This window comes from Nocardia wallacei, from assembly GCF_014466955.1.
GTDB lineage: Bacteria > Actinomycetota > Actinomycetes > Mycobacteriales > Mycobacteriaceae > Nocardia > Nocardia wallacei.
On sequence record NZ_AP023396.1, the window covers coordinates 5257885 to 5277473 of the forward strand.

Here is a 19589-nt window from a genome sequence, read left to right on the forward strand (position 1 = left end):
CCGCTACGGCGGGTTACTACGAGAAGTCGCGCAGCAGCCACCATCGCGGTTAGCGGAAGGTGCGCGGCGCGGTCGCGGTCGGCGACCAACTGCGCTGCGCTGCGGCTTGCGGCGGGATTCGGCACGGCACCGAGAATATGGACTAATCCCCGCCTTGGCAACCACATTGGGCCGGAACCAACGGGTAACTTCGTCACAATGGTCGGTGAACGGCGCACCAACGCTCGATGCGTAGTCCGGCAATCGAGTTCACCGAGCTTGCGGCCAGGTCACAGAGCCTGATCACAGCTATGGCAAACACTGGGTAAACCTCTTTCGTGTCGTCGGCGAGGGTGCCACCCACGAGCCGTGCGGAGGCACCGATGACCGACCGGACCCGTCCAGGCGACGATCCCTCATCTGCTCGGCCGCCACCGCCGCTGCGAGCATCAGATCCGTGAGTCGCTCGATCGTGGCGGCGAGCATGCCACCGCCCACCACATCGCGACGCCGCGCGACTGCTCGGACCTGTGCCGCCTCACCGGCGACCTGCTCGACCGCCGCGCCGAGTGGGCGCCCCGGCAGTGCGAGCTGACCGCCCGGGTGTGCACCGACACCGCGCAGCGCTGCGACCGCCTCGGCGAAACCGCGTGCGCCTCGGCGGCGCGCGCCGCCGCCGCGCCCTGCCTGTCGCTGGCCGAGGCACTCGCGCGCCGATACGCCACCGCTCAGTGGGCGGCGGCGTCCCAGCTGCGGCCGACGCCGACGGAGACCTCCAGCGGCACCGAGAGCTCGATGGCCTTGCACATGTGGTCGCGGGCCAGCGACTCGAGGAATTCGCGTTCACCCGCGGCGACCTCGAAGAGGAGTTCGTCGTGGATCTGCAGCAGCATGCGGGAGCGCAGCCCGGCGGCGCGAATCGCGCTCTGCACGTTGATCATCGCGACCTTGATGATGTCGGCGGCGGTGCCCTGGATGGGGGCGTTGAGAGCCATCCGCTCGGCGGCCTCGCGGCGCTGACGGTTGCTGGAATCCAGATCCGGCAGGTAGCGGCGGCGGCCGAACAGGGTCTCGGTGTAGCCGACCTTGCGGGCCTGGTCGACGGCGTCGTGCAGGTAGTCGCGGATCGCGCCGAAGCGGCTGAAGTACACCTCCATCTGCGCCTTGGCCTCCTCGGCGCTGATCTTCAGCTGCTGGGACAGGCCGTACGCCGACAGGCCGTAGGCCAGCCCGTACGACATCGCCTTGATCCGGCGGCGCATCTCCGGATGCACCTCCGACAGCGGGATGTCGAAGGCCTTGGAGGCGACGAAGGTGTGCAGGTCCTCACCGGAGTTGAACGCCTCGATCAGGCCCGCGTCCTTGGACAGGTGGGCCATGATCCGCATCTCGATCTGGCTGTAGTCGGCGGTCATCAGCGACTCGTAGCCGGGGCCGACGACGAAGGTGTCGCGGATGCGGCGGCCGGTGTCGGTGCGGATCGGGATGTTCTGCAGGTTCGGCTCGGTGGACGACAACCGGCCGGTGGCCGCGATGGTCTGGTTGAAGGTGGTGTGGATGCGGCCGTCGTCGGCGACCGACTTCAGCAGGCCGTCCACGGTGACCTTCAGCCGGGTGGCGTCGCGGTGGGCCAGCAGGTGCTCGAGGAACGGGTGCCCGGTCTTCTCGAACAGCGACTCCAGCGCGTCGGCGTCGGTGGTGTAGCCGGTCTTGGTGCGCTTGGTCTTCGGCATGTCCAGCTCGTCGAACAGCACCACCTGCAGCTGCTTCGGGGAGCCGAGATTGATCTGCTTGCCGATCACCTCGTAGGCGGCCTCGGCGGCTTGGGCGACCCGGTCGGCGAATTCGGATTGCAACTGCTGCAACCGATCACAGTCGACCGCGATACCGGCCTCCTCCAACTCGGCCAGCACACCGAGCAGGGGCAGCTCCATCTCGGTGAGCAGCTTGGTGGACTCGATGCCCTCGAGTTCGGCGTCGAAGGCGTCGGCCAGGTCGGAGACGGCGCGGGCGCGCAGGATCTCGGCCTTGGCCAGTTCGGCGTCGACCTGGCCCTCGTCGTCCAGCAACGAGAGCTGGGTATCGTCACCGGATTCCACGCGCAGCTCGCGCGAGAGATAGCGCAGCGAGAGGTCGTCGAGGTTGAAGGTGCGCTGGCCCGGCCGGACCAGATAGGCGGCCAGGGCCGTATCGCTGGTGAGACCGGCGAGCCGCCAGCCGCGGGCGCGCAACGCGTGCTGAGCGGACTTGGCCTCGTGCACGGCCTTCGGGGTGGCGGGGTCGGCCAGCCAGGCGCCCAGCGCCTGCTCGTCCTCGGGGGTCAGGCCGATGACGTCGAAGTAGCCGCCCTCGCCGTCGGCGGCGGCGATCGCGATCGCCTTCACGTCACCGTTCACCGGGGTGCCGGTACCCGCGATCGAAATACCGTGGCGCACACCGGCCTTCGCGTGCTCGGCGAGCCAGTCGGCGGCCGCGCCGGGCTCGACCGCGCCGCCGCTGATCTCGAAACCGCCCTCGGCCTCCGGCTCCGGCGGCGCCAGCGTCTCGAACAGCCGGTCGCGCAGCACCCGGAACTCCAGGTCGTCGAACAGGCGGTGGATCCGGTCGCGGTCCCAGGGCTGCTGGGCCAGCTGCTCGGGGGTGTAGGGCAGCGGGACGTCCTTGACCATCTCGGTGAGCTGCCGGTTGAGCACGACGCTGGACAGGTTGGCGCGCAGCGCGTCGCCGATCTTGCCCTTCACCTGATCTACCCGGTCCACCAGGGTGGCCAGGTCGCCGTATTCGCGCACCCACTTCGACGCCGTCTTCTCGCCGACACCCGGAATGCCCGGCAGATTGTCGCTCGGGTCGCCGCGCAGGGCCGCGAAATCCGGGTACTGCGCGGGCGTGAGGCCGTACTTCTCCTCCACCGCCTCCGGGGTGAACCTGGTCAGCTCGGAGACGCCCTTCTTCGGATACAGCACGGTGACATCGGAATTCACCAGCTGCAGCGCGTCGCGGTCGCCCGTCACGATCAGGACGCGGAAGCCCTCGGGCACCGCCTGGGTGGCGAGGGTGGCGATGATGTCGTCGGCCTCGTAGCCCTCGAGGGCCATCGTCGGGATGCCGAGCGCGGCCAGCACCTCCTGGGTGATCTCCACCTGGCCGCGGAACTCGTCGGGTGTGGTGATGCGGTTGGCCTTGTAGTCCGGGAACGCCTCGGTGCGGAACGTCTTGCGGTTGACGTCGAAGGCAGCGGCGATGTGGGTGGGCTTCTCGTCGCGCAGCAGGTTGATCAGCATCGCGGTGAATCCGTACACCGCGTTGGTGGTCTGGCCCGTGACGGTCTTGAAGTTCTCGGCGGGTAGGGCGTAGAAGGCGCGGTAGGCCAGCGAATGCCCGTCCAGCAACAACAGCGTGGGCCGCTCACCGGCGGAACTCGGGGTCGCTGCGGACACACTGTGCGGGCGCTGATCGGTGGTCGCTGGAGTCACGGTCCCGAGTCTATGTACCGGCACCGACAAGCGGGCGCACCGGGGATGACGTGGGCCACATCGGCTCCGTGCGCGGCGCTCCCGGCAGCGCTCCACCGCACACGACGCTATGCCGCGCCCGGCACACATATTTCCGAATGGGCGAAATTGATCAGGTACAGCACCCGAAATCTTGTCGGTCGCCGCCGTCCGCGGCACCGGAGTTCGGCATCAGGACTTCGGTGCGAGATTTTCCAGCACCACTTCGGCGACCGCCTTCATCGTGGTGCGCCGGTCCATCGCGGTGCGCTGGATCCATTTGAATGCCTGCGGCTCGGACAACCCCTGCGTCTGCATCAGCACGCCCTTGGCGCGTTCCACGAGCTTGCGCGTCTCCAATCGGTCGGACAGGTTCGCGACCTCGTCCTCGAGCGCGGTGATCTCGTGGAACCGGCTGGCCGCCAGCTCGATCGCCGGCACCAGATCCGATTTGGTGAACGGCTTCACCAGGTAGGCCATCGCGCCCGCGTCGCGCGCCCGCTCCACCAGGTCACGCTGGCTGAAGGCGGTCAGAATCACCACCGGCGCAACGCGTTTCGTGGCGATCTCGGCCGCCGCGTCGATCCCGTCGCGGCGCGGCATCTTGACGTCCATGATCACCAGATCGGGGCGCAGCTCCTCGGCCAGGTCGACCGCCTGCTGGCCGTCGCCCGCCTCACCCACCACCTGATAACCCTCCTCGGAGAGCATCTCGACCAGGTCCATCCGGATGAGCGCTTCGTCCTCGGCGACCACCACCCGCTTGGCGGCGGTCGCCGCGTCCTTCTTCGCGCCCGCGCCCCCTGCTGTCGTTCCCATAGATAGACCCCTCGTGATTCCGATGCCAAATACCCGAAGCGCGCGCCCGTCCGCCCCACCTTTAGCCGAACCGGCGCACTCTCCCGAGTGCCCTAAAGCGTACCGTTCAACCTCGCACAGAACCCATCTACCCAGCGAGAGTTCGGCCACCCCGGCACCGATTCGGTCAACCGACCCCCCACCCGCTATCATTTCCCACCGGTGCGCCGAGTTGGCGGAACTGGCAGACGCGACGGTCTCAAAAACCGTTGTCCTCACGGACGTGTGGGTTCGAGTCCCACACTCGGCACCGAGTAGGGGCTGGTGCACGGAATTCCGGGCGGTTGGTCGGGCCGTGGTCTGCACTCCGTCGTCAGTCGCGGGCCCAGAATTGCGCGCGCTCTTGCAGGTTCCACCACGAAACGAATTGCCCGTCTTCGTCTTTCAGATCCCAGCGGGCGGCGAGCGCATCGAAGAACGCGTCATCGGCCGTCTTTCCGCCCTTCGGCTCACCGATGTAGAGCAGCCGCTCACCGCCCGCGGCCTCGAACGCGGCCACCGCCTCCGACGCCATCGTGTCGCCCCACCCCGGAGGCCAGCACAGAAAAAGCACGTCATCGGAGCTGAACGATCGCGACGCGAACTCCTTGAGATCACCGACGCCGTGCCACACATCCGACTGTCCCGCCGCCTGGACGAATGACACATTCTCCGCGCGATCCGGCGGTTCGGAGTCATACGCCTCGATCCGCAGACCCGCCGCGGCCAGCTGCGCCGCCCAGTAGCCCCGGCCCGCACCCAGCTCGATCACCCTTCGACCCCGACAGGCCCGAGCCACCCAATCGACCGTCTCGGGCGACGGAATCGCATACGCGTAGGCAGCCTGCAAGACGGTCTGCGCGTACCCGAGCCGCGCACTGCCTGTCGCCCGGCCACCGTTCACCACCCGCCGACCGTCGTGCTCGCAGACAGACGGCGCGACAACGTCCCAATACGGATTCCCGCTGACCGCCCGACCACCGGTCAGGTAATGCACCAACCGCAGATCGAATGCGGCATCGGCCCGCTCGTCCCCGCTCCCCGGCAACATCGGCGCAGTGTCCAGATAGTCGGCCACCTTCGGATACTCGCTCGCCAGCCGTAACTCATCCCCCAGCAACGCAGCGAGTTCCGCACGTCGCTCCGCCGTCAGCACAAGCTCACCCATACCCCCGATTTTCCCCTCCCACAGCCTGCTTCGCGATCGCTTCGACCGAGACGGCGCGTGGAGAGATCTCATTCGAATCTCGTCGAGTCGAACCCCGCACTCTCCCCACCCGTAGTTCCCAACAGACGGGCGTAACGAACCGTCGGCTAGTGGAGGGCGCGTATGCGGGTGAATCGGCTGACCGCGGATTTGTCGGAGTATCCGGATCTGGTGGTCATCTACCTCGGGATGCGGGTGCGTAAGCCGCGCGGGGTGGTGCGGCTGTTGGGATTGGGGCCGAAACTATATCGGTCGCACAGGGATCGACCCGATGGGCTGTTGTTGCATGAGGACATCATCTGGTCGTTGTTTCCGCCGCACTGGGGGGCTCGGCAGTACTGGCGGGATCTGGACAGTTTGGAGCGGTGGACTCGGTCGGATCCGCATCGGGAGTGGTGGCAGCGGTTTCTGCGGGATTCGGGGGGTACCGGGTTCTGGCATGAGGCGTACTTCCTGCGGGGCGGGATCGACACCATGTACGACGACATGACCACGCCGACGGGGCTGGGGCGGGTGGCGCCCACCGTCGCGATGCGTGGGCGGCTGTTCTCGGCTCGCGGGCGGGTGCGGCACGATGAGCCGAAGGTGGCGCCTGTCGTCGGGGAGAAGTCCTATTACGCGGACAATTCCGAATGAGAACAATTCGCGATCTACTTCGTACGACATCGCCGCGGCGAACTGTCGCCGCCGACCCGCTACGCACGGATGAACATCTGACGAAATAGGCGGATTTCGGACTTTGCGTACTATTGGTTTCCTTTTCGGCGTTCTACCGTACCTGGCATGCACGTCCTGTTCGTCTGCAACGGCAATGTGTGCCGGTCGGTGATCGCCGAGCGGCTCACGCGCGCTGTCGCGGCCGAATACGGCCTGCGCGGGCTGACCGCGGAGAGCGCGGGGACGCGCGCGCTCGTCGGATTCGGAGTGGATCCCGTTGCCGCCGAGACGATCAGCGGGCTCGGCGCCGACCCGGCGAATTTCAAGGCCCGTAAACTGAAACCCGCCATGGTGGAACGGGCCCATCTGGTGCTCGCGATGACCGAGCAGATCCGCGACGAGATCGTCGCGCTGGCGCCGGCGGCACGGTGGCGGACCTTCACGCTGCTGGAAGCCCACCGCATCGCCAAGGTCAGCGGCGCCCGCACCGTCGCCGAAATCGACCGCGCCCGTGACGATCTCGCACTGGTCGGCCGGGAGAACATTCCCGACCCGGTCGGTCTGTCGGCGCGGAAGTACTGCGAGGTGGGCGACCATATCGCCGAGGCCCTGGTACCGCTGCTGCTGGCCCTGCACACCCGTCGCGACCTCGGCACCGACGAGCGCGGACGGCCGCGCTTGGTGCTGTTACCGGGCGGGCGGCGCGAACCGCCCCGATATATCGTCGGCGACCGGATCGGACGGCATGCCTGAGGTCGCGGCGAAAACGCCGGACACGGACCTGTCCTCCCCATTTCGCGCGTACAGGGACTACACTCCCCGCCGGGACATTCCACCACCGCAGGTCGACACAAGAACAGGAACTCAGACATGCCGAAACGCATTTCGGATGTTTCGCTCCATGTTTATGTGACACCCGAAACACTCGACCGAGTCGTGAAGACGGTGCGCCGCGTGGTCGACGACCACGTGGGCGACAGCGACGTGTTCGCTTGGCGCTTCACGCTTCCGGTCGAATCCGACCAGCCCGCCCACACCCTGCTCGAAAGTCAGTGGCTACTCGACCATCCCGGCACCGACCCGAGCGACCGCCGCACCTACGAGATCGCGCTGAGCCTGGTCGGCGACCAGAGCCTGCTCACCGAGGCGAACCTGAACGCGCTGGAACAGCAACTGATGCAAGACATTTCGAACGAGGACGCGGTTCCCTACTCCATCCACGCGCTACAGCGCGAAAGCTTCGACCTGGAAGAGAACCGCGAACTGATCTGACCCGGCGGGTCAGCGGCGCGGCGGGAAGTGGCGGATGACGCCTTCCTGCACCACCGTCGCCAGCAACTCCCCTGCCCGCGAATAGAAGTGGCCGGTGGCCAGGCCGCGCGATCCGGCCGCCACGGGCGACTGCGTCGCGTACAGCGCCCACTCGTCGAACCGGAACGGGCGGTGGAACCAGATCGAGTGGTTCACCGTCGCGGCGACGATGCGGTCGAACCCCCACGACAGCCCGTGCGTGGTGATGATCGAATCCAGGACCGTGGTGTCCGACGAATAGCCCAGTGTCGCAACGTGAATCAGCGGATCGTCGGGCAGCGTGCCGTCCGCGCGCATCCACACCCGGTTGTAGTCGAGGGTGCCGCCGGTGCCCTTGAGAATCCACGCCGGATCGTTGGTGTAGCGCATGTCGATCGGGTGCGGGGCCTGGACGAACATCTGCAACCGGTCCTCGAGGCCCGCGAAGGACTCCTCGACGCGGGGCAGGCCGTCGGGGTCGGGCACCTGCGGCAGCGGGGAGGCGTGCTCCAGGCCCTTGGCCCAGTCCTGGAAGGCCGCCAGCATGACGAACAGCTCCTGATCGTCCTGCAGGGCGGTGACGGTCCGATTCGCGAACGAGCGGCCGTCGCGGTGGCGTTCCACCCGGTACTCGATCGGCTTCTTCACGTCACCGCCGCGGACGAAGTGCGCGTTGACCGCGTGCACCGGGCGTCCCGGGCCGACCGTGCGGCCGGCCGCGACGATGGCCTGCGCCACCAGCTGCCCGCCGAAGGTACGGCTCCACACCTTCTCCGGGTGCTGGCCGACGAAGACGTCCTCGCCGGTCTGCTCCAGATCGAGCAACCCGAGCAGCACTCCCAGGTCGCCCGTGACGGTGTCGGATGATTCGCCCAGCGATGTACTCACCTCAGTGGTCCTCCTCGCCGATTCGGTGCACGTGGATGAGGTTGGTGGAACCGATTGTGCCAGGCGGGGATCCGGCCACGATCACCACCAGGTCACCCTTGGCGTACCGGTTCAGCGACAGCAGCTCCTTGTCGACCTGACCGATCATCTCGTCGGTGGTGCCGACCGGCGGCACGATGAAGGTCTCCACGCCCCAGGTCAGCGCCAGCTGGCTGCGCACCTCCGGCAGCGGCGTGAACGCCAGCAGCGGCAGCGTGGTGTGCAGGCGGGCCAGGCGGCGCACGGTGTCGCCGGACTGGGTGAACGCCACCAGCGCCTTGGCGTTGAGGCGCTCGCCGATGTCGCGGGCGGCGTAGGAGATCACGCCGCGCTTGGTCCGGGGCACGTGGGTCAGCGGCGGCACCTGCGCGGAGGACTCGGACTCCACCGCGTGCACGATGCGCGCCATGGTGCGGACCGTGTCGATCGGGTACTCGCCGACCGAGGTCTCACCCGACAGCATCACCGCGTCGGCGCCGTCGAGCACCGCGTTGGCGACATCGGAGGCCTCGGCGCGGGTCGGCCGGGAATTGGTGATCATCGACTCCAGCATCTGGGTAGCGACGATGACGGGCTTGGCGTTCTCGCGGGCCATCTGGATGGCGCGCTTCTGCACCAGCGGCACCTGCTCGAGCGGCAACTCCACGCCCAGATCGCCGCGGGCGACCATGATCGCGTCGAAGGCCAGCACGATCGCCTCGAGGTTGTCGATCGCCTCCGGCTTCTCCAGCTTGCCGATCACCGGCACACGGCGGCCGACGCGGTCCATGATGTCGTGCACCAGTTCCACATCCGACGGGGAACGCACGAACGACAGCGCGATGAAGTCGACGCCGAGTTTCAGGGCGAATTCGAGGTCGGCGATGTCCTTCTCGGACAGCGCGGGAACGGACACGTCCATGCCGGGCAGCGACACGCCCTTGTTGTTCGAGACCGGGCCGCCCTCGGTGACCCGGCACACCACGTCGTGGCCGTCGACGCGGACCACGGTCAGACCGACCTTGCCGTCGTCGACCAGCAGACGATCGCCGGGCTTGGCGTCGTCGGCCAGTTGCGCGTAGGTGGTGGAGACGCGGTCGTGGGTGCCCTCCACGTCGTCGACGGTGATCCGCACCTCCTCACCGGTCGCCCACATGGTCTTGCCTTCGATGAACCTGCCGAGCCGGATCTTCGGCCCCTGGAGATCCGCGAGAATGCCGACGGCACGGCCCAATCGGTCCGCGGCTTTCCTGACCTTCTGATAGTTCTCGGCATGGTCGGAGTGCTCGCCGTGACTGAAGTTCAACCGGGCCACGTCCATGCCGCTTTCGACGAGTTCGCGGATCCGGTCCTCGGAGGCGGTAGCCGGTCCGAGGGTGCAAACAATTTTTGTTCGTCGCATCACGCGTCGAGCCTAGCCCTGCCGCGCGGTGCCCGCTGACTGGGCATACCCTCCGCTATCAATCCCCTGGAACATGGCGCGCGTCACCGCGCGACATGCCGTGCCAGCCGCTCTTCCAGGCGTGTTTGGGCAAATCCGAGTAGCAGGCAGATGATCCAGTAGTAGACCGCCGCGACCCCGTAGAGGGCGAAGAAATCGAACGTCGGCGCGGCGGCCAATTGCGCGGTCCGCAACAACTCGGTAACCAAGATCGTGGATGCCAGGGAGGTGTCCTTCACCAACGAGATCAACGTGTTGGACAACGGCGGCACCGCGATCCGCGCGGCCTGCGGCAGGATGATCGAACTCAGGGTCTGCGGGTAGGACAGGCCCAGCGCCTGCGACGCCTCCCATTGGCCCGCGGCGACCGAGAGAATCGCCGCGCGGATCACCTCCGCCGCGTAGCCGCCGACATTGAGGCTGAAGGCGATCACCGCGGCCGGGAACGGGTCGATCACGATGTTCAGCTGCGGCAGCGCGTAGAACACGATGAACAACTGCACCAGCAGCGGCGTGCCGCGAATGATCGAGATGTAGCAGCGGGCCGCCGCCGACACCGGCCACACCTTCGACATCCGCGCCAGCGCCACGAACAGCGCCAGCGCCAGGCCGATGACGAAGCTGATCGCGGTGAGCGGCAGTGTCTTGGTGACCGTCGCCTCCAGCATGGGCTGGAGGTTGTGCCGGATCAGCTCCCAGGTGGCGGAGTCCATGCGCTATTTGCTGACGTCGGTTCCGAAGTACTTGTCGGAGATCCTCGCCAGGGTGCCGTCGGCGCGCAGTGCGTTCAGGGCGTCGTTGACGTCGGAGGTCAGGGCACTGGATTCCTTGCGGGCGGCGAAGGCCTGGTGGCTGGTCTCGCCCGTCCTGCCCGACACCTTGACGCCGCTGTCGCCGGTGGTCTTCGTGTACTCGCCGACGGCGAGGGTGTCGTTGACCGTCGCGTCGACGCGGCCGTTCTTCAACAGCTGGATGGCCTGCACGAAGCCCTCCACGGCCTCCACCTCGCAGCCCGCGTCGGACGCGACCCTGCTCCAGTTGCTGGTCGAGGATTGCGCGCAGACCTTGCCGTTCAGGTCGGCGAGGGTGGTGACGCCGGTCTTGTCGGCGCGGGTGACGATCACGCCGTCGGAGGTGGTGTAGGGCTGGGACAGCGAATACTTCCGGTCGCGATCGGGATTCACCGTGACCTGATTGGCGACCAGGTCGAAGCGCTTGGACTCGAGGCCCGCGAAGATCGCGTCCCACGGGGTCTGGACGAATTCGACCCGCTTGCCGAGCTTGCCGGCGACGGCTTGCACCACCTCGACGTCGTAGCCCGTGAGCTGCCCGTCCGGCCCCTGGAAACTGAAGGGCGCGTACGTGCCCTCGGTCCCCACCTTCAGCACGTTCGGATCACTGCCACCGCACCCCGCGGCAAGCCCACTGACAGCGGCAACGGCGAGCACGACGGCGAACAGCTTGCGGCGCAATGGGGTACCTCTCCAGCGGGCGCGGACGACGCGCGCGGGGCGCACGGAACCGGCACAGCCTACGACAAGCGACAACGCCCACCCAGCATTACGCGCACGGCGAGCCGAAGGGGCGGGGTCTTCCGTGCCCCCGCACGGCGATCCGGAGGGTTCCGGGTCTTACGCGGCGATCCGGAGGGCTCCGGGTCTTACGCGGCTACCCGAAGGGCTCCGGGACTTCCGTGCCCCGCCTCTGCCCTCGGCAGGTCCCACCCTCCCGTCATCCCGGCACGCTTTTCGCCGGGATGACGGGGAGAGTCGGTCAGTTCTCCTGGAGTGGGCGGCCGTACTGGTCGCGGACCTTGCCCGTGAGGATCATGATGCCGTCGATGAGCGGCCAGATGCCGCCGATGCCGCAGGTGAGCCAGGTGACCGCGATCTGGCCGACGGCCATGCCGGGGTAGCCGAGGTAGAACCGGCCGACGCCGAAACTTCCCAGGAAGATCTGCAGCAGCCCGGCCACCATCTTCGATTTGTCCGAGTACGGCTCGCCGTACATGTTGCGGCCGAAGGGGGCCTCGGGGTCCATTCCCGGCGCGCCGTACGGGGCCGGCGGATAGCCGCCGGGTTGACCGTAGGGCTGGCCGTACGGGTTCGGCTGGCCGTAGGGGTCCATGGGTGGTTGCTGGCCCATGGGCTGGCCGGTACCCGGGCCGGTTCCGGGCGCGCCGTACTGCGGCCCGTACCCCGGTTGCTGCTGGTATGGGTCGGTCACTCGGTTCCTCCTAGTTCACTCGGGCCCGCATGACCGGCCCGGTCTCCCCGCCCCGCCGCGTAGCTGCCGCGGACCGGACTCAATTCTTGCCCGACTCCGACGATTTCGTCGCGTCGGTCGCTGCGGAGTCTGCCGCATTCTCACCGTTATCGGTCAGGGATGCGGATTCGTTGCCGGTATCGCCCGCACTTTCACTTCCCCCACTGTCGACGGGTTCGCTCGCCACAGGGTCGCCTGCCGCACCCTCCGCGCCTTCCGCGGACGTACCCGCCTCGCGCTCAGCAGGCTCGCCGGCCGCATCGTCGGCACCCGTGCTCGCGGTGCTCTCGGCGGAATTGCCGAGCGCTCCCTCAGCAGGCTTGGTCACTGCGCCCGGAGCGGACTTGCTCACCGCATCGTCGGCGGACTTGCCCGTCGTGCTCTCGGCCGACTCGCTCACCGCATCCTGAGCGGACTCGCTCGACGCATCGGCGGCCGGTGTGCCGGAGGTGGTGCCCGCAGACTTTGCCGCGGCTTCGTCCGATGCGTTCCTCTCTTCCGGCGCAGCGGTTTCCGTGTCGCCGGGTGTGCCCTCGGACGCGGTTTCCGCTGGGGCGTCGTCGGTTTCCGTGGGTGCGGGCGAATCCGCCACTGCGGCAGCGGGTGTGGTCGCGGTCGTCGCGCTGTCGGATTCCGCGCCTACGCGGCGGAGGGCGCCGAACTGCCAGGGCCACGGACGGTATCCGCCCGGTTGCAGTTGCTCGGCGGCCTCGCGGCCCTTGGTGGCCAGGAGGAAATAGGCGATGGCGCAGAGGAATACGAGCGCGGAGGTGAACGAGTTGATCCGTACACCCGCGATGTGGGTGGCCTCGTCGTCGCGCAGCAGCTCCACCCAGAACCGGCCGAAGCAGTAGAGCGCGACGTAGAGCGCGAACAACCGGCCGTGGCCGATGCGGAAGCGCTTGTCCACCAACAGCAGCACCAGCACGCCGATCAGGTTCCACACCAGCTCGTAGAGGAAGGTCGGCTGCACCACCTTCTCCACCACGCCGGTGGACACGCCGTTCATCATGTCGAGCTGACCGTCGGAGTCGAAGCGCAGATAGATCTCCAGACCCCACGGCAGGTCGGTGGCGCGACCGTAGAGCTCCTGGTTGAAGTAGTTGCCGAGGCGGCCGATCGCCTGCGCCAGCAGGATCGCCGGAGCGATCGCATCGCCCAACGCGGGCAACGGAATTCGGTACACGCGGCAACCGATCCACGCGCCCACGCCGCCGAGCAGCACCGCGCCCCAGATGCCGAGGCCGCCCTCCCAGATCTTCAGGGCGTTCATCGGATGGCCGCCGTCGCCGAAGTACTTCTGCCAATCGGTGGCGACGTGGTAGAGCCGCCCGCCGACCAGGCCGAACGGCACCGCGAACATCGCCACGTCGAGCACCGCGCCGGCCGCCCCGCCGCGCTCACGCCAGCGCCGCTCTCCCCACCAGATCGCCGCGACGATTCCGACGATGATGCACAGCGCATACGCCCGCAGCGGGAAGCCCCCGACGTACCACACTCCGCGCGGCGGACTGGGAATCGACGCCAGCACCGCCGCCTGTACCCCACCGTGCGCAACAACACTGTCTGCCAGGACTGCAAAAGTCACGCGCCCACCGTAACGGACCACCGCCGATCCGCAGTCCTCCGGTCAGCGACGCCGCCGATCCGTCTGCTTCGGATGTGCCGTGCCCGCCCGGGTGATCCACACTGTGCGCGTGTCGTCATCGACCGCGTACCAGATGCGGCCACCAGCTGTCACCTCGTATTGCCCTCACTTCGTGCCGCCCGGACGTGGGATCTCGGGACCGTCGCCGGGAGACGGCGCAAGGAGATCATGCGCGAGCTCGGGGTCCGACCAGATTTCGGCCGTCGACAGGCATCGACCGCGTAGCACAGCAGCCACCGGCCGCAGCGGGTTACGAGGGGACCGGGGTGGCGCGGACGCCCTGGGCGAGTTCGGCGGTGAGAGCTCGGACCCGGTCGAGGCCTTCGGCTACGGCGGAGACGAGGGCCGAGCCGACGATCACGCCGTCGGCGTAGGAGGCGATCTCGGCGGCCTGGGCGCCGCTGCGGACGCCGAGGCCGACGCCGATCGGGATGTCGGAATGGGTGCGGATGCGGGCGCACAGGGCGGGGGCGGCCGAGGATACGGCGTCACGGGCGCCGGTGACGCCCATGGTGGAGGCGGCGTACACGAAGCCGCTGCTGGCTTCGACGGTCTTGACGAGCCGCTCCTCGGTCGAGGACGGCGCGACCAGGAAGATGCGGTCGAGATCGTGTTCCTGGGCGGCGGCGATCCACTCACCGGCCTCTTCGGGGATGAGGTTCGGGGTGATGAGCCCCAGTCCCCCGGCGGTGGCGAGATCCCGCGCGAAACGGTCGACGCCGTACTGTAGTACCGGATTCCAGTAGGTCATCACGACGGCCTTGCCGCCGGAATTGCTGATCGCCTCCACCACCGAGAAGACGTCGCGCACCCGCACACCGCCGCGCAGCGCCTGTTCGGCCGCCGCCTGGATGGTGGGCCCGTCCATCACCGGGTCGGAGTAGGCGATGCCGACTTCGATGATGTCGCAACCGGATTCGACCATGGCCGTGCAGGCGGCGATGGAGCCGACCAGATCCGGGTAGCCCGCGGGCAGGTACCCGACCAGGGCGGCGCGGTTCTCGGCGCGGCAGTCGGCGAAGGTGCTGCCCAGGCGACTCACTTGTCGTCCTCCCCGTACAGGCCGAACCATTTGGCGGCGGTGTCCATGTCCTTGTCGCCGCGGCCGGACAGGTTGACCAGGATGATCGCGCCCTCGCCCAGTTCACGGCCCAGTTGCAGTGCGCCCGCCACCGCGTGCGCCGACTCGATGGCCGGGATGATGCCCTCGGTGCGCGAGAGCAGCAGCAGGGCGTCCATCGCCTCGGTGTCGGTGATCGGCCGGTACTCGGCGCGGCCGATGTCCTTCAGGAACGCGTGCTCGGGACCCACCCCCGGATAGTCCAAACCCGCTGAGATGGAATGCGATTCGATGGTCTGGCCGTCCTCGTCCTGCAGCAGGTACGAGTAGGCGCCCTGGAACGCGCCCGGCCGCCCGCCGGTGAAAGTGGCCGCGTGCCTTCCGGTTTCGACGCCGTCACCGGCCGCCTCATAACCGATCAGCCGGACGTCGGGATCGTCGATGAACGCGTGGAAGATGCCGATGGCGTTGGAACCCCCACCGACACAAGCGGTTACGGCATCGGGCAGCCGCCCGGTGCGGTCCAGCACCTGCGCCCGCGCCTCCAGCCCGATCACGCGCTGGAAGTCGCGCACCAGCAGCGGGAACGGATGCGGCCCGGCGGCGGTGCCGAAGCAGTAGTAGGTGTCGTCGGCGTGGGTGACCCAGTCGCGCAGCGCCTCGTTGATGGCGTCCTTGAGCGTCTGCGAGCCGGTCGTCACCGACACCACCTCGGCGCCCAGCAGCCGCATCCGGGCCACGTTCAGCGCCTGCCGGGCGGTGTCGACCGCGCCCATGTAGACGATGCAGTCCAGGCCGAGCAGCGCGCACGCGGTCGCGCTGGCGACGCCGTGCTGACCGGCGCCGGTCTCGGCGATGACGCGGGACTTGCCCATCCGCTTGGCCAGCAGCGCCTGCCCCAGCACATTGTTGATCTTGTGAGAACCGGTGTGGTTCAGGTCTTCCCGCTTGAGCAGTATGCGCGCGCCACCGGCGTGCTCGGCCAGCCGGGTGCACTCGAATACCGGCGAGGGGCGACCGGCGTAGTCGCGCTGCAACCGGTCCAGCTCGCTCAGGAACTCCGGATCGACGCGGCACTTGTCGTATTCGGCGGTGACCTCCTCGATCACCGCCATCAGCGCCTCGGGCACGTGACGGCCGCCGTACGCGCCGAAGTGGCCGCCGAGATCCGGTTCGTGGCTGCGCTGGGTGACACCGACGCTCGCCTGCGGCAGTTCGCCCGCGCCCGACTCCCGGGTCCGGGTCATCGGGCGGCACCCCGGCGCAGCGGCCGCGGGCAGGACGGATGCGTCCCCGCGGTCGCCAGCTCGGACACCGCGGCGCGCGGGTCGCCGCTGGTCACCAGGCTCTCGCCGACCAGCACGGCGTCAGCGCCCGCCCCGGCGTAGGCGAGCAGATCGGCGGTGCCGCTGATGCCGGACTCGGCGACGCGGATGACCTCGGTCGGCAGGCCGGGCGCGATGCGGGCGAACACGTCGGTGTCCACCTCGAGGGTCTTGAGGTTGCGGGCGTTGACCCCGATGACCGAGGCACCGGCCTCCAGCGCGCGGTCGGCCTCCTCCTCGGTGTGCACCTCCACCAGCGCGGTCATGCCCAGCGATTCGGTGCGGTCGATGAGCGAGGAGAGCACGTCCTGCTCGAGCGCCGCGACGATCAGCAGGATCATGTCGGCGCCGTGCGCGCGGGCCTCGTGGATCTGATACGGGCCGACGACGAAATCCTTACGCAGGATCGGCACGTCGACCACCGCGCGGACGGCGTCCAGGTCGTCGAGCGAACCGTTGAAGCGGCGGCCCTCGGTGAGCACGCTGATGATGCGCGCGCCCCCGTCCTCGTAGGCCTTGGCCAGACTGGCCGGGTCGGTGATGTCGGCGAGTTCACCCTTGGAGGGGCTGGCCCGCTTCACCTCGGCGATGACCCCGACACCGTCCTGATGCAGTGCGGCGTACGCGTTGCGCGGCGAGGGAGCCGCGGCGGCGGCCTGCTTGACGGCCTGGAAATCCAGGAGGGCTTCCCGAGCGGCCACATCCGCGCGGACCCCGTCGAGAATCGAGTCGAGTACCGTCATCTGGCTCGAATCCTTTCTGGGGAGACGGACTTGCTGCCTGAGAATCCCCCCAGGCGCTGTCTCACCGATGCTGATAAAGGGTAAATGGCTGTACTCCAGGTTCTGACGCCGGGGTGTTCTGCGTCGCATCCATCCGGAAGGGGATAATGCTCACCTTCCCGGCTCGTCGTCGGTGGGGTCGGCGCCGGCGTCGAGGGCGTCCCACAGCACCCGTTCGGACAGTTGATCCGGAGCCGTCGAGCCGGTGCCCGCCTCCGGAGTGGTCGCGTCACCCGCCGCGCGCTCCCGGGCCTGTTGCGCCGCAACCTGATCGGCCGCCGCGGCGCGCCGGAACACCGGATTGTCGTACTTGCCGGACAGCCGCGCGGTGGTCTCGGGCATCCGGGCCAGCAGCACGCCCGCCGCGAACGCCGCCAACGCGCCGATCAGGGTCAGCACGGCCGGGAAGGTCGCCGTCGTCACCTGGTCCACGTGCGCGCGCGCCGGTAGCTCGGCCAGCCGGGCGGCGCGCTCGGCCGTCGCGGTGTGTCCGGTCAGCAGCGCGAAGCCGGGCACGGCGGCCACCGCCGCCAGCACCGCCACCACCACGCCGAGCAGCCGCCGCAACCAGCCCCGGGTGGCGAGGACCGCGGCGATCGCCGCCAGCAGGACCAGCGACAACGGTGTCAGCGCCCCGAACCACACACCCCCGTTCAGATGATGGGTGCGCGCCTCGGTGAGGCCGTCGGAGGACTCCAGCGTCACCCACGTCATCCGCGAAGCGCCCCACAGCGCCGCCGCGCCCACGAGCAGCAGCAGCGCCGGGCCGACCGGATACCTGCGCGCCTTCGCCGCGGCGGGCGGCTCGCCCTCCGCCCGTGCCTCGCCCGCTCCGGACGCGACGGGCTCGGCAGCGCCCGCGCCACCCGACACCGGATCAGCCGCGGCAGCCGGTGCCCGATCGGATGCGCCGGGCGCTGCCCCGGCGCGGCCGGCGGACGACGGCGTGCCCTCGCTGCGGGAGGCAGGCGAAAGTGGTTGGGATGGTTCTGAATTCGGGGAACTCATCGCGGTGCACCGTCGGGATGGTCGGGGGTGCAGGCGCGGACGGTCTGGGCGGCGGCGATGGCCTTGAGGACCGCCATCGCCTTGTTGCGCGACTCGGCGTCCTCGTACTCGGGATCCGAGTCGGCGACGATGCCCGCCCCGGCCTGCACGTAGGCCGTGCCGTCCTTGAGCAGGGCGGTGCGGATGGCGATCGCGGTGTCGGCGTCGCCCGCGAAATCGAGATAGCCGACCACCCCGGCGTACGCGCCGCGGCGGGTCGGTTCCAGCTCCTCGATCAGCTCCATCGCCCGCACCTTCGGCGCACCGGACAGCGTGCCCGCGGGGAAACAGGCCCGCACCGCGTCGAGGGCGATCTTGCCCGCCGCCAACCGGCCCGACACGGTCGACACCAGATGCATGACATGGCTGTAGCGCTCCACGTGCCGGTACTCGGTGACCCGGACCGACCCCGGCTCGCACACCCGGCCCAGATCGTTGCGGCCCAGGTCCACGAGCATGAGGTGCTCGGCGTTCTCCTTCGCGTCGGCCAGCAGGCCCTTCTCCAGCAGCACGTCGTCCTCCTCGTCGGCGCCGCGGGGGCGGGTGCCGGCGATCGGGTGCGTGGTGGCGACCCCGTCCTTCACGGTCACCAGCGATTCCGGGCTGGAACCCACGATCGAGAAGGCGGTACCGCCGCTGCCGTCCGGGATGTGCATCAGATACATGTACGGACTCGGGTTCGACGCGCGCAGCATCCGGTAGAGGTCGAGCGGGCTGCCGTCGTAGTCCATCTCGAACCGTTGCGACAGCACCACCTGGAACGCCTCACCCGCCTCGATCTCCTTGACCAGCCGGCGCACGCCCGCACCGAACTCCTCGGCGGTGCGCTGGCGACGGTAGTCCGGTTCGGGCCGGTCGAACACCGAGACCGTCGATGCGGCGGGGGCGGCCAGCGCGGCGGTCATCCGGTCGAGCCGGGCGACCGCGTCGTCGTAGGCCTCGTCCACGCGCTCGTCGGTGCCGTTCCAGTTGACCGCGTTGGCGATGAGCGTGATGGCGCCCTCGTGATGGTCGAACGCGGCGAGATCGGTCGCGAGCAGCAGCACCATCTCGGGCAGTCGCAGATCGTCGACGGTCAGTTCGGGCAGCCGCTCCATACGCCGCACGGCGTCGTAGCCGAGATAGCCGACCAGGCCACCGGTCAGCGGCGGCAGGCCGGGCAGCCGCTCGGTGCGCAGCAACTCCAGGGTGTCGCGCAGCGCGACCAGCGGGTCGCCACCGGCGGGCGCGTCGGCGGGGGCGGCGCCCAGCCAGACGGCCTGCCCGTCGGCCACGCTCAGCGCGCTGGGACTGCCGGCGCCGATGAACGACCAGCGCGACCACGATCGCCCGTTCTCCGCCGACTCCAGCAGGAACGTGCCGGCCCGTTCGGCGCCCAGCTTGCGGTAGGCCGACAGCGGAGTCTCCGAGTCCGCCAACACCTTTCGGATCACCGGCACGACCCGGTGCTCGGCCGCGAGCGCGCGGAACTGCTCGCGGGTGGTGGTGTCGGTGGTCCCCGGACGGTCGGTGGCTGCGCCGTGCATTCGTCCATCATTCCAGGTTGGAAAGGACACGATATGGACACCCCGGCCAGCCCGGTCCCGGCTCGCCCCGAATAACTACGGCGAAGAGCAACCGCGGACCCGGCACCCGGGTACCCTCCTGGCTCGAA

General features: G+C 68.8%; 17 protein-coding genes, 1 tRNA gene and 1 pseudogene. 5 read left to right on the forward strand and 14 right to left on the reverse strand.

Going from position 1 to position 19589, the window contains the following annotated elements:
* Positions 1-399: 399 nt before the first annotated feature.
* A pseudogene (locus tag NWFMUON74_RS37025) lies at positions 400-663 on the forward strand (four-helix bundle copper-binding protein); the annotation flags it as partial.
* 44 nt (positions 664-707) lie between these two features.
* Here NWFMUON74_RS37025 and polA read toward each other — a convergent pair.
* Positions 708-3452, reverse strand: coding sequence for a DNA polymerase I (gene polA / locus NWFMUON74_RS23095; protein ID WP_187683902.1), 2745 nt, complete (start codon positions 3450-3452; stop codon positions 708-710).
* A gap of 210 nt (positions 3453-3662) precedes the next feature.
* Positions 3663-4289 carry an ANTAR domain-containing response regulator gene (locus NWFMUON74_RS23100; RefSeq protein ID WP_187683903.1) on the reverse strand — a complete coding sequence of 209 codons (627 nt, stop codon included), beginning with the start codon at positions 4287-4289 and terminating at the stop codon, positions 3663-3665.
* Between the two features lie 205 nt (positions 4290-4494).
* Between NWFMUON74_RS23100 and NWFMUON74_RS23105 the strand changes: the two genes are divergently transcribed.
* A tRNA-Leu gene (locus NWFMUON74_RS23105) sits at positions 4495-4578 on the forward strand.
* A gap of 63 nt (positions 4579-4641) precedes the next feature.
* Here the strand turns inward: NWFMUON74_RS23105 and NWFMUON74_RS23110 are convergent.
* A complete protein-coding gene (locus tag NWFMUON74_RS23110; RefSeq protein WP_232110533.1) occupies positions 4642-5463 on the reverse strand; it encodes a class I SAM-dependent methyltransferase in 822 nt (273 codons plus the stop codon).
* A 174-nt stretch (positions 5464-5637) separates the two neighbouring features.
* On the opposite strand from NWFMUON74_RS23110, the gene NWFMUON74_RS23115 reads away from it, so the two are divergent.
* The 3 genes from NWFMUON74_RS23115 (at position 5638) to NWFMUON74_RS23125 (ending at position 7443) form a co-directional block, all read left to right on the forward strand.
* Complete coding sequence (locus NWFMUON74_RS23115; protein WP_187683905.1) at positions 5638-6150, forward strand: phenylacetaldoxime dehydratase family protein; 513 nt, start codon at positions 5638-5640, stop codon at positions 6148-6150.
* A gap of 147 nt (positions 6151-6297) precedes the next feature.
* Positions 6298-6924: an arsenate reductase/protein-tyrosine-phosphatase family protein gene (locus NWFMUON74_RS23120; protein ID WP_187683906.1), complete on the forward strand. Its 627-nt coding sequence runs from the start codon at positions 6298-6300 to the stop codon at positions 6922-6924.
* Positions 6925-7080: 156 nt separating this feature from the next.
* Entirely contained in the window at positions 7081-7443 is a 363-nt protein-coding gene (locus NWFMUON74_RS23125) for a hypothetical protein (protein ID WP_232110534.1), read from the forward strand.
* Between the two features lie 9 nt (positions 7444-7452).
* Here NWFMUON74_RS23125 and NWFMUON74_RS23130 read toward each other — a convergent pair whose 3' ends face one another.
* From NWFMUON74_RS23130 to NWFMUON74_RS23175, 11 genes are all read right to left on the reverse strand, one after another.
* Complete coding sequence (locus NWFMUON74_RS23130; RefSeq protein WP_232110535.1) at positions 7453-8349, reverse strand: acyl-CoA thioesterase; 897 nt, start codon at positions 8347-8349, stop codon at positions 7453-7455.
* Between the two features lies 1 nt (position 8350).
* On the reverse strand, positions 8351-9772 hold the full coding sequence (pyk, locus tag NWFMUON74_RS23135; RefSeq protein WP_187683908.1) for a pyruvate kinase: 1422 nt from the start codon (positions 9770-9772) through the stop codon (positions 8351-8353).
* Positions 9773-9852: 80 nt separating this feature from the next.
* Positions 9853-10521, reverse strand: a complete 669-nt coding sequence (locus tag NWFMUON74_RS36270) for an amino acid ABC transporter permease (RefSeq protein WP_232110536.1) — start codon at positions 10519-10521, stop codon at positions 9853-9855.
* A 3-nt stretch (positions 10522-10524) separates the two neighbouring features.
* The gene (locus tag NWFMUON74_RS36275; RefSeq protein ID WP_232110537.1) at positions 10525-11280 is read right to left on the reverse strand and encodes a transporter substrate-binding domain-containing protein; all 756 of its coding nucleotides are present in this window, start codon (positions 11278-11280) and stop codon (positions 10525-10527) included.
* 301 nt (positions 11281-11581) lie between these two features.
* Positions 11582-12034, reverse strand: coding sequence for a TM2 domain-containing protein (locus tag NWFMUON74_RS23145; RefSeq protein WP_232110538.1), 453 nt, complete (start codon positions 12032-12034; stop codon positions 11582-11584).
* Positions 12035-12113: 79 nt separating this feature from the next.
* Entirely contained in the window at positions 12114-13661 is a 1548-nt protein-coding gene (gene lgt / locus NWFMUON74_RS23150; RefSeq protein WP_187683909.1) for a prolipoprotein diacylglyceryl transferase, read from the reverse strand.
* A gap of 310 nt (positions 13662-13971) precedes the next feature.
* The gene (gene trpA / locus NWFMUON74_RS23155) at positions 13972-14793 is read right to left on the reverse strand and encodes a tryptophan synthase subunit alpha (RefSeq protein WP_187683910.1); all 822 of its coding nucleotides are present in this window, start codon (positions 14791-14793) and stop codon (positions 13972-13974) included.
* Positions 14760-16028 carry a tryptophan synthase subunit beta gene (trpB, locus tag NWFMUON74_RS23160; RefSeq protein WP_187683911.1) on the reverse strand — a complete coding sequence of 423 codons (1269 nt, stop codon included), beginning with the start codon at positions 16026-16028 and terminating at the stop codon, positions 14760-14762. The genes trpA and trpB overlap by 34 nt, the downstream gene beginning before the upstream one ends.
* Positions 16025-16849, reverse strand: a complete 825-nt coding sequence (gene trpC, locus NWFMUON74_RS23165; protein WP_187683912.1) for an indole-3-glycerol phosphate synthase TrpC — start codon at positions 16847-16849, stop codon at positions 16025-16027. The genes trpB and trpC overlap by 4 nt, the downstream gene beginning before the upstream one ends.
* A gap of 150 nt (positions 16850-16999) precedes the next feature.
* Positions 17000-17896, reverse strand: coding sequence for a TIGR02234 family membrane protein (locus NWFMUON74_RS23170; RefSeq protein ID WP_197986900.1), 897 nt, complete (start codon positions 17894-17896; stop codon positions 17000-17002).
* The gene (locus NWFMUON74_RS23175; RefSeq protein ID WP_187683913.1) at positions 17893-19461 is read right to left on the reverse strand and encodes an anthranilate synthase component I; all 1569 of its coding nucleotides are present in this window, start codon (positions 19459-19461) and stop codon (positions 17893-17895) included. The genes NWFMUON74_RS23170 and NWFMUON74_RS23175 overlap by 4 nt, the downstream gene beginning before the upstream one ends.
* Between the last annotated feature and the right edge of the window lie 128 nt (positions 19462-19589).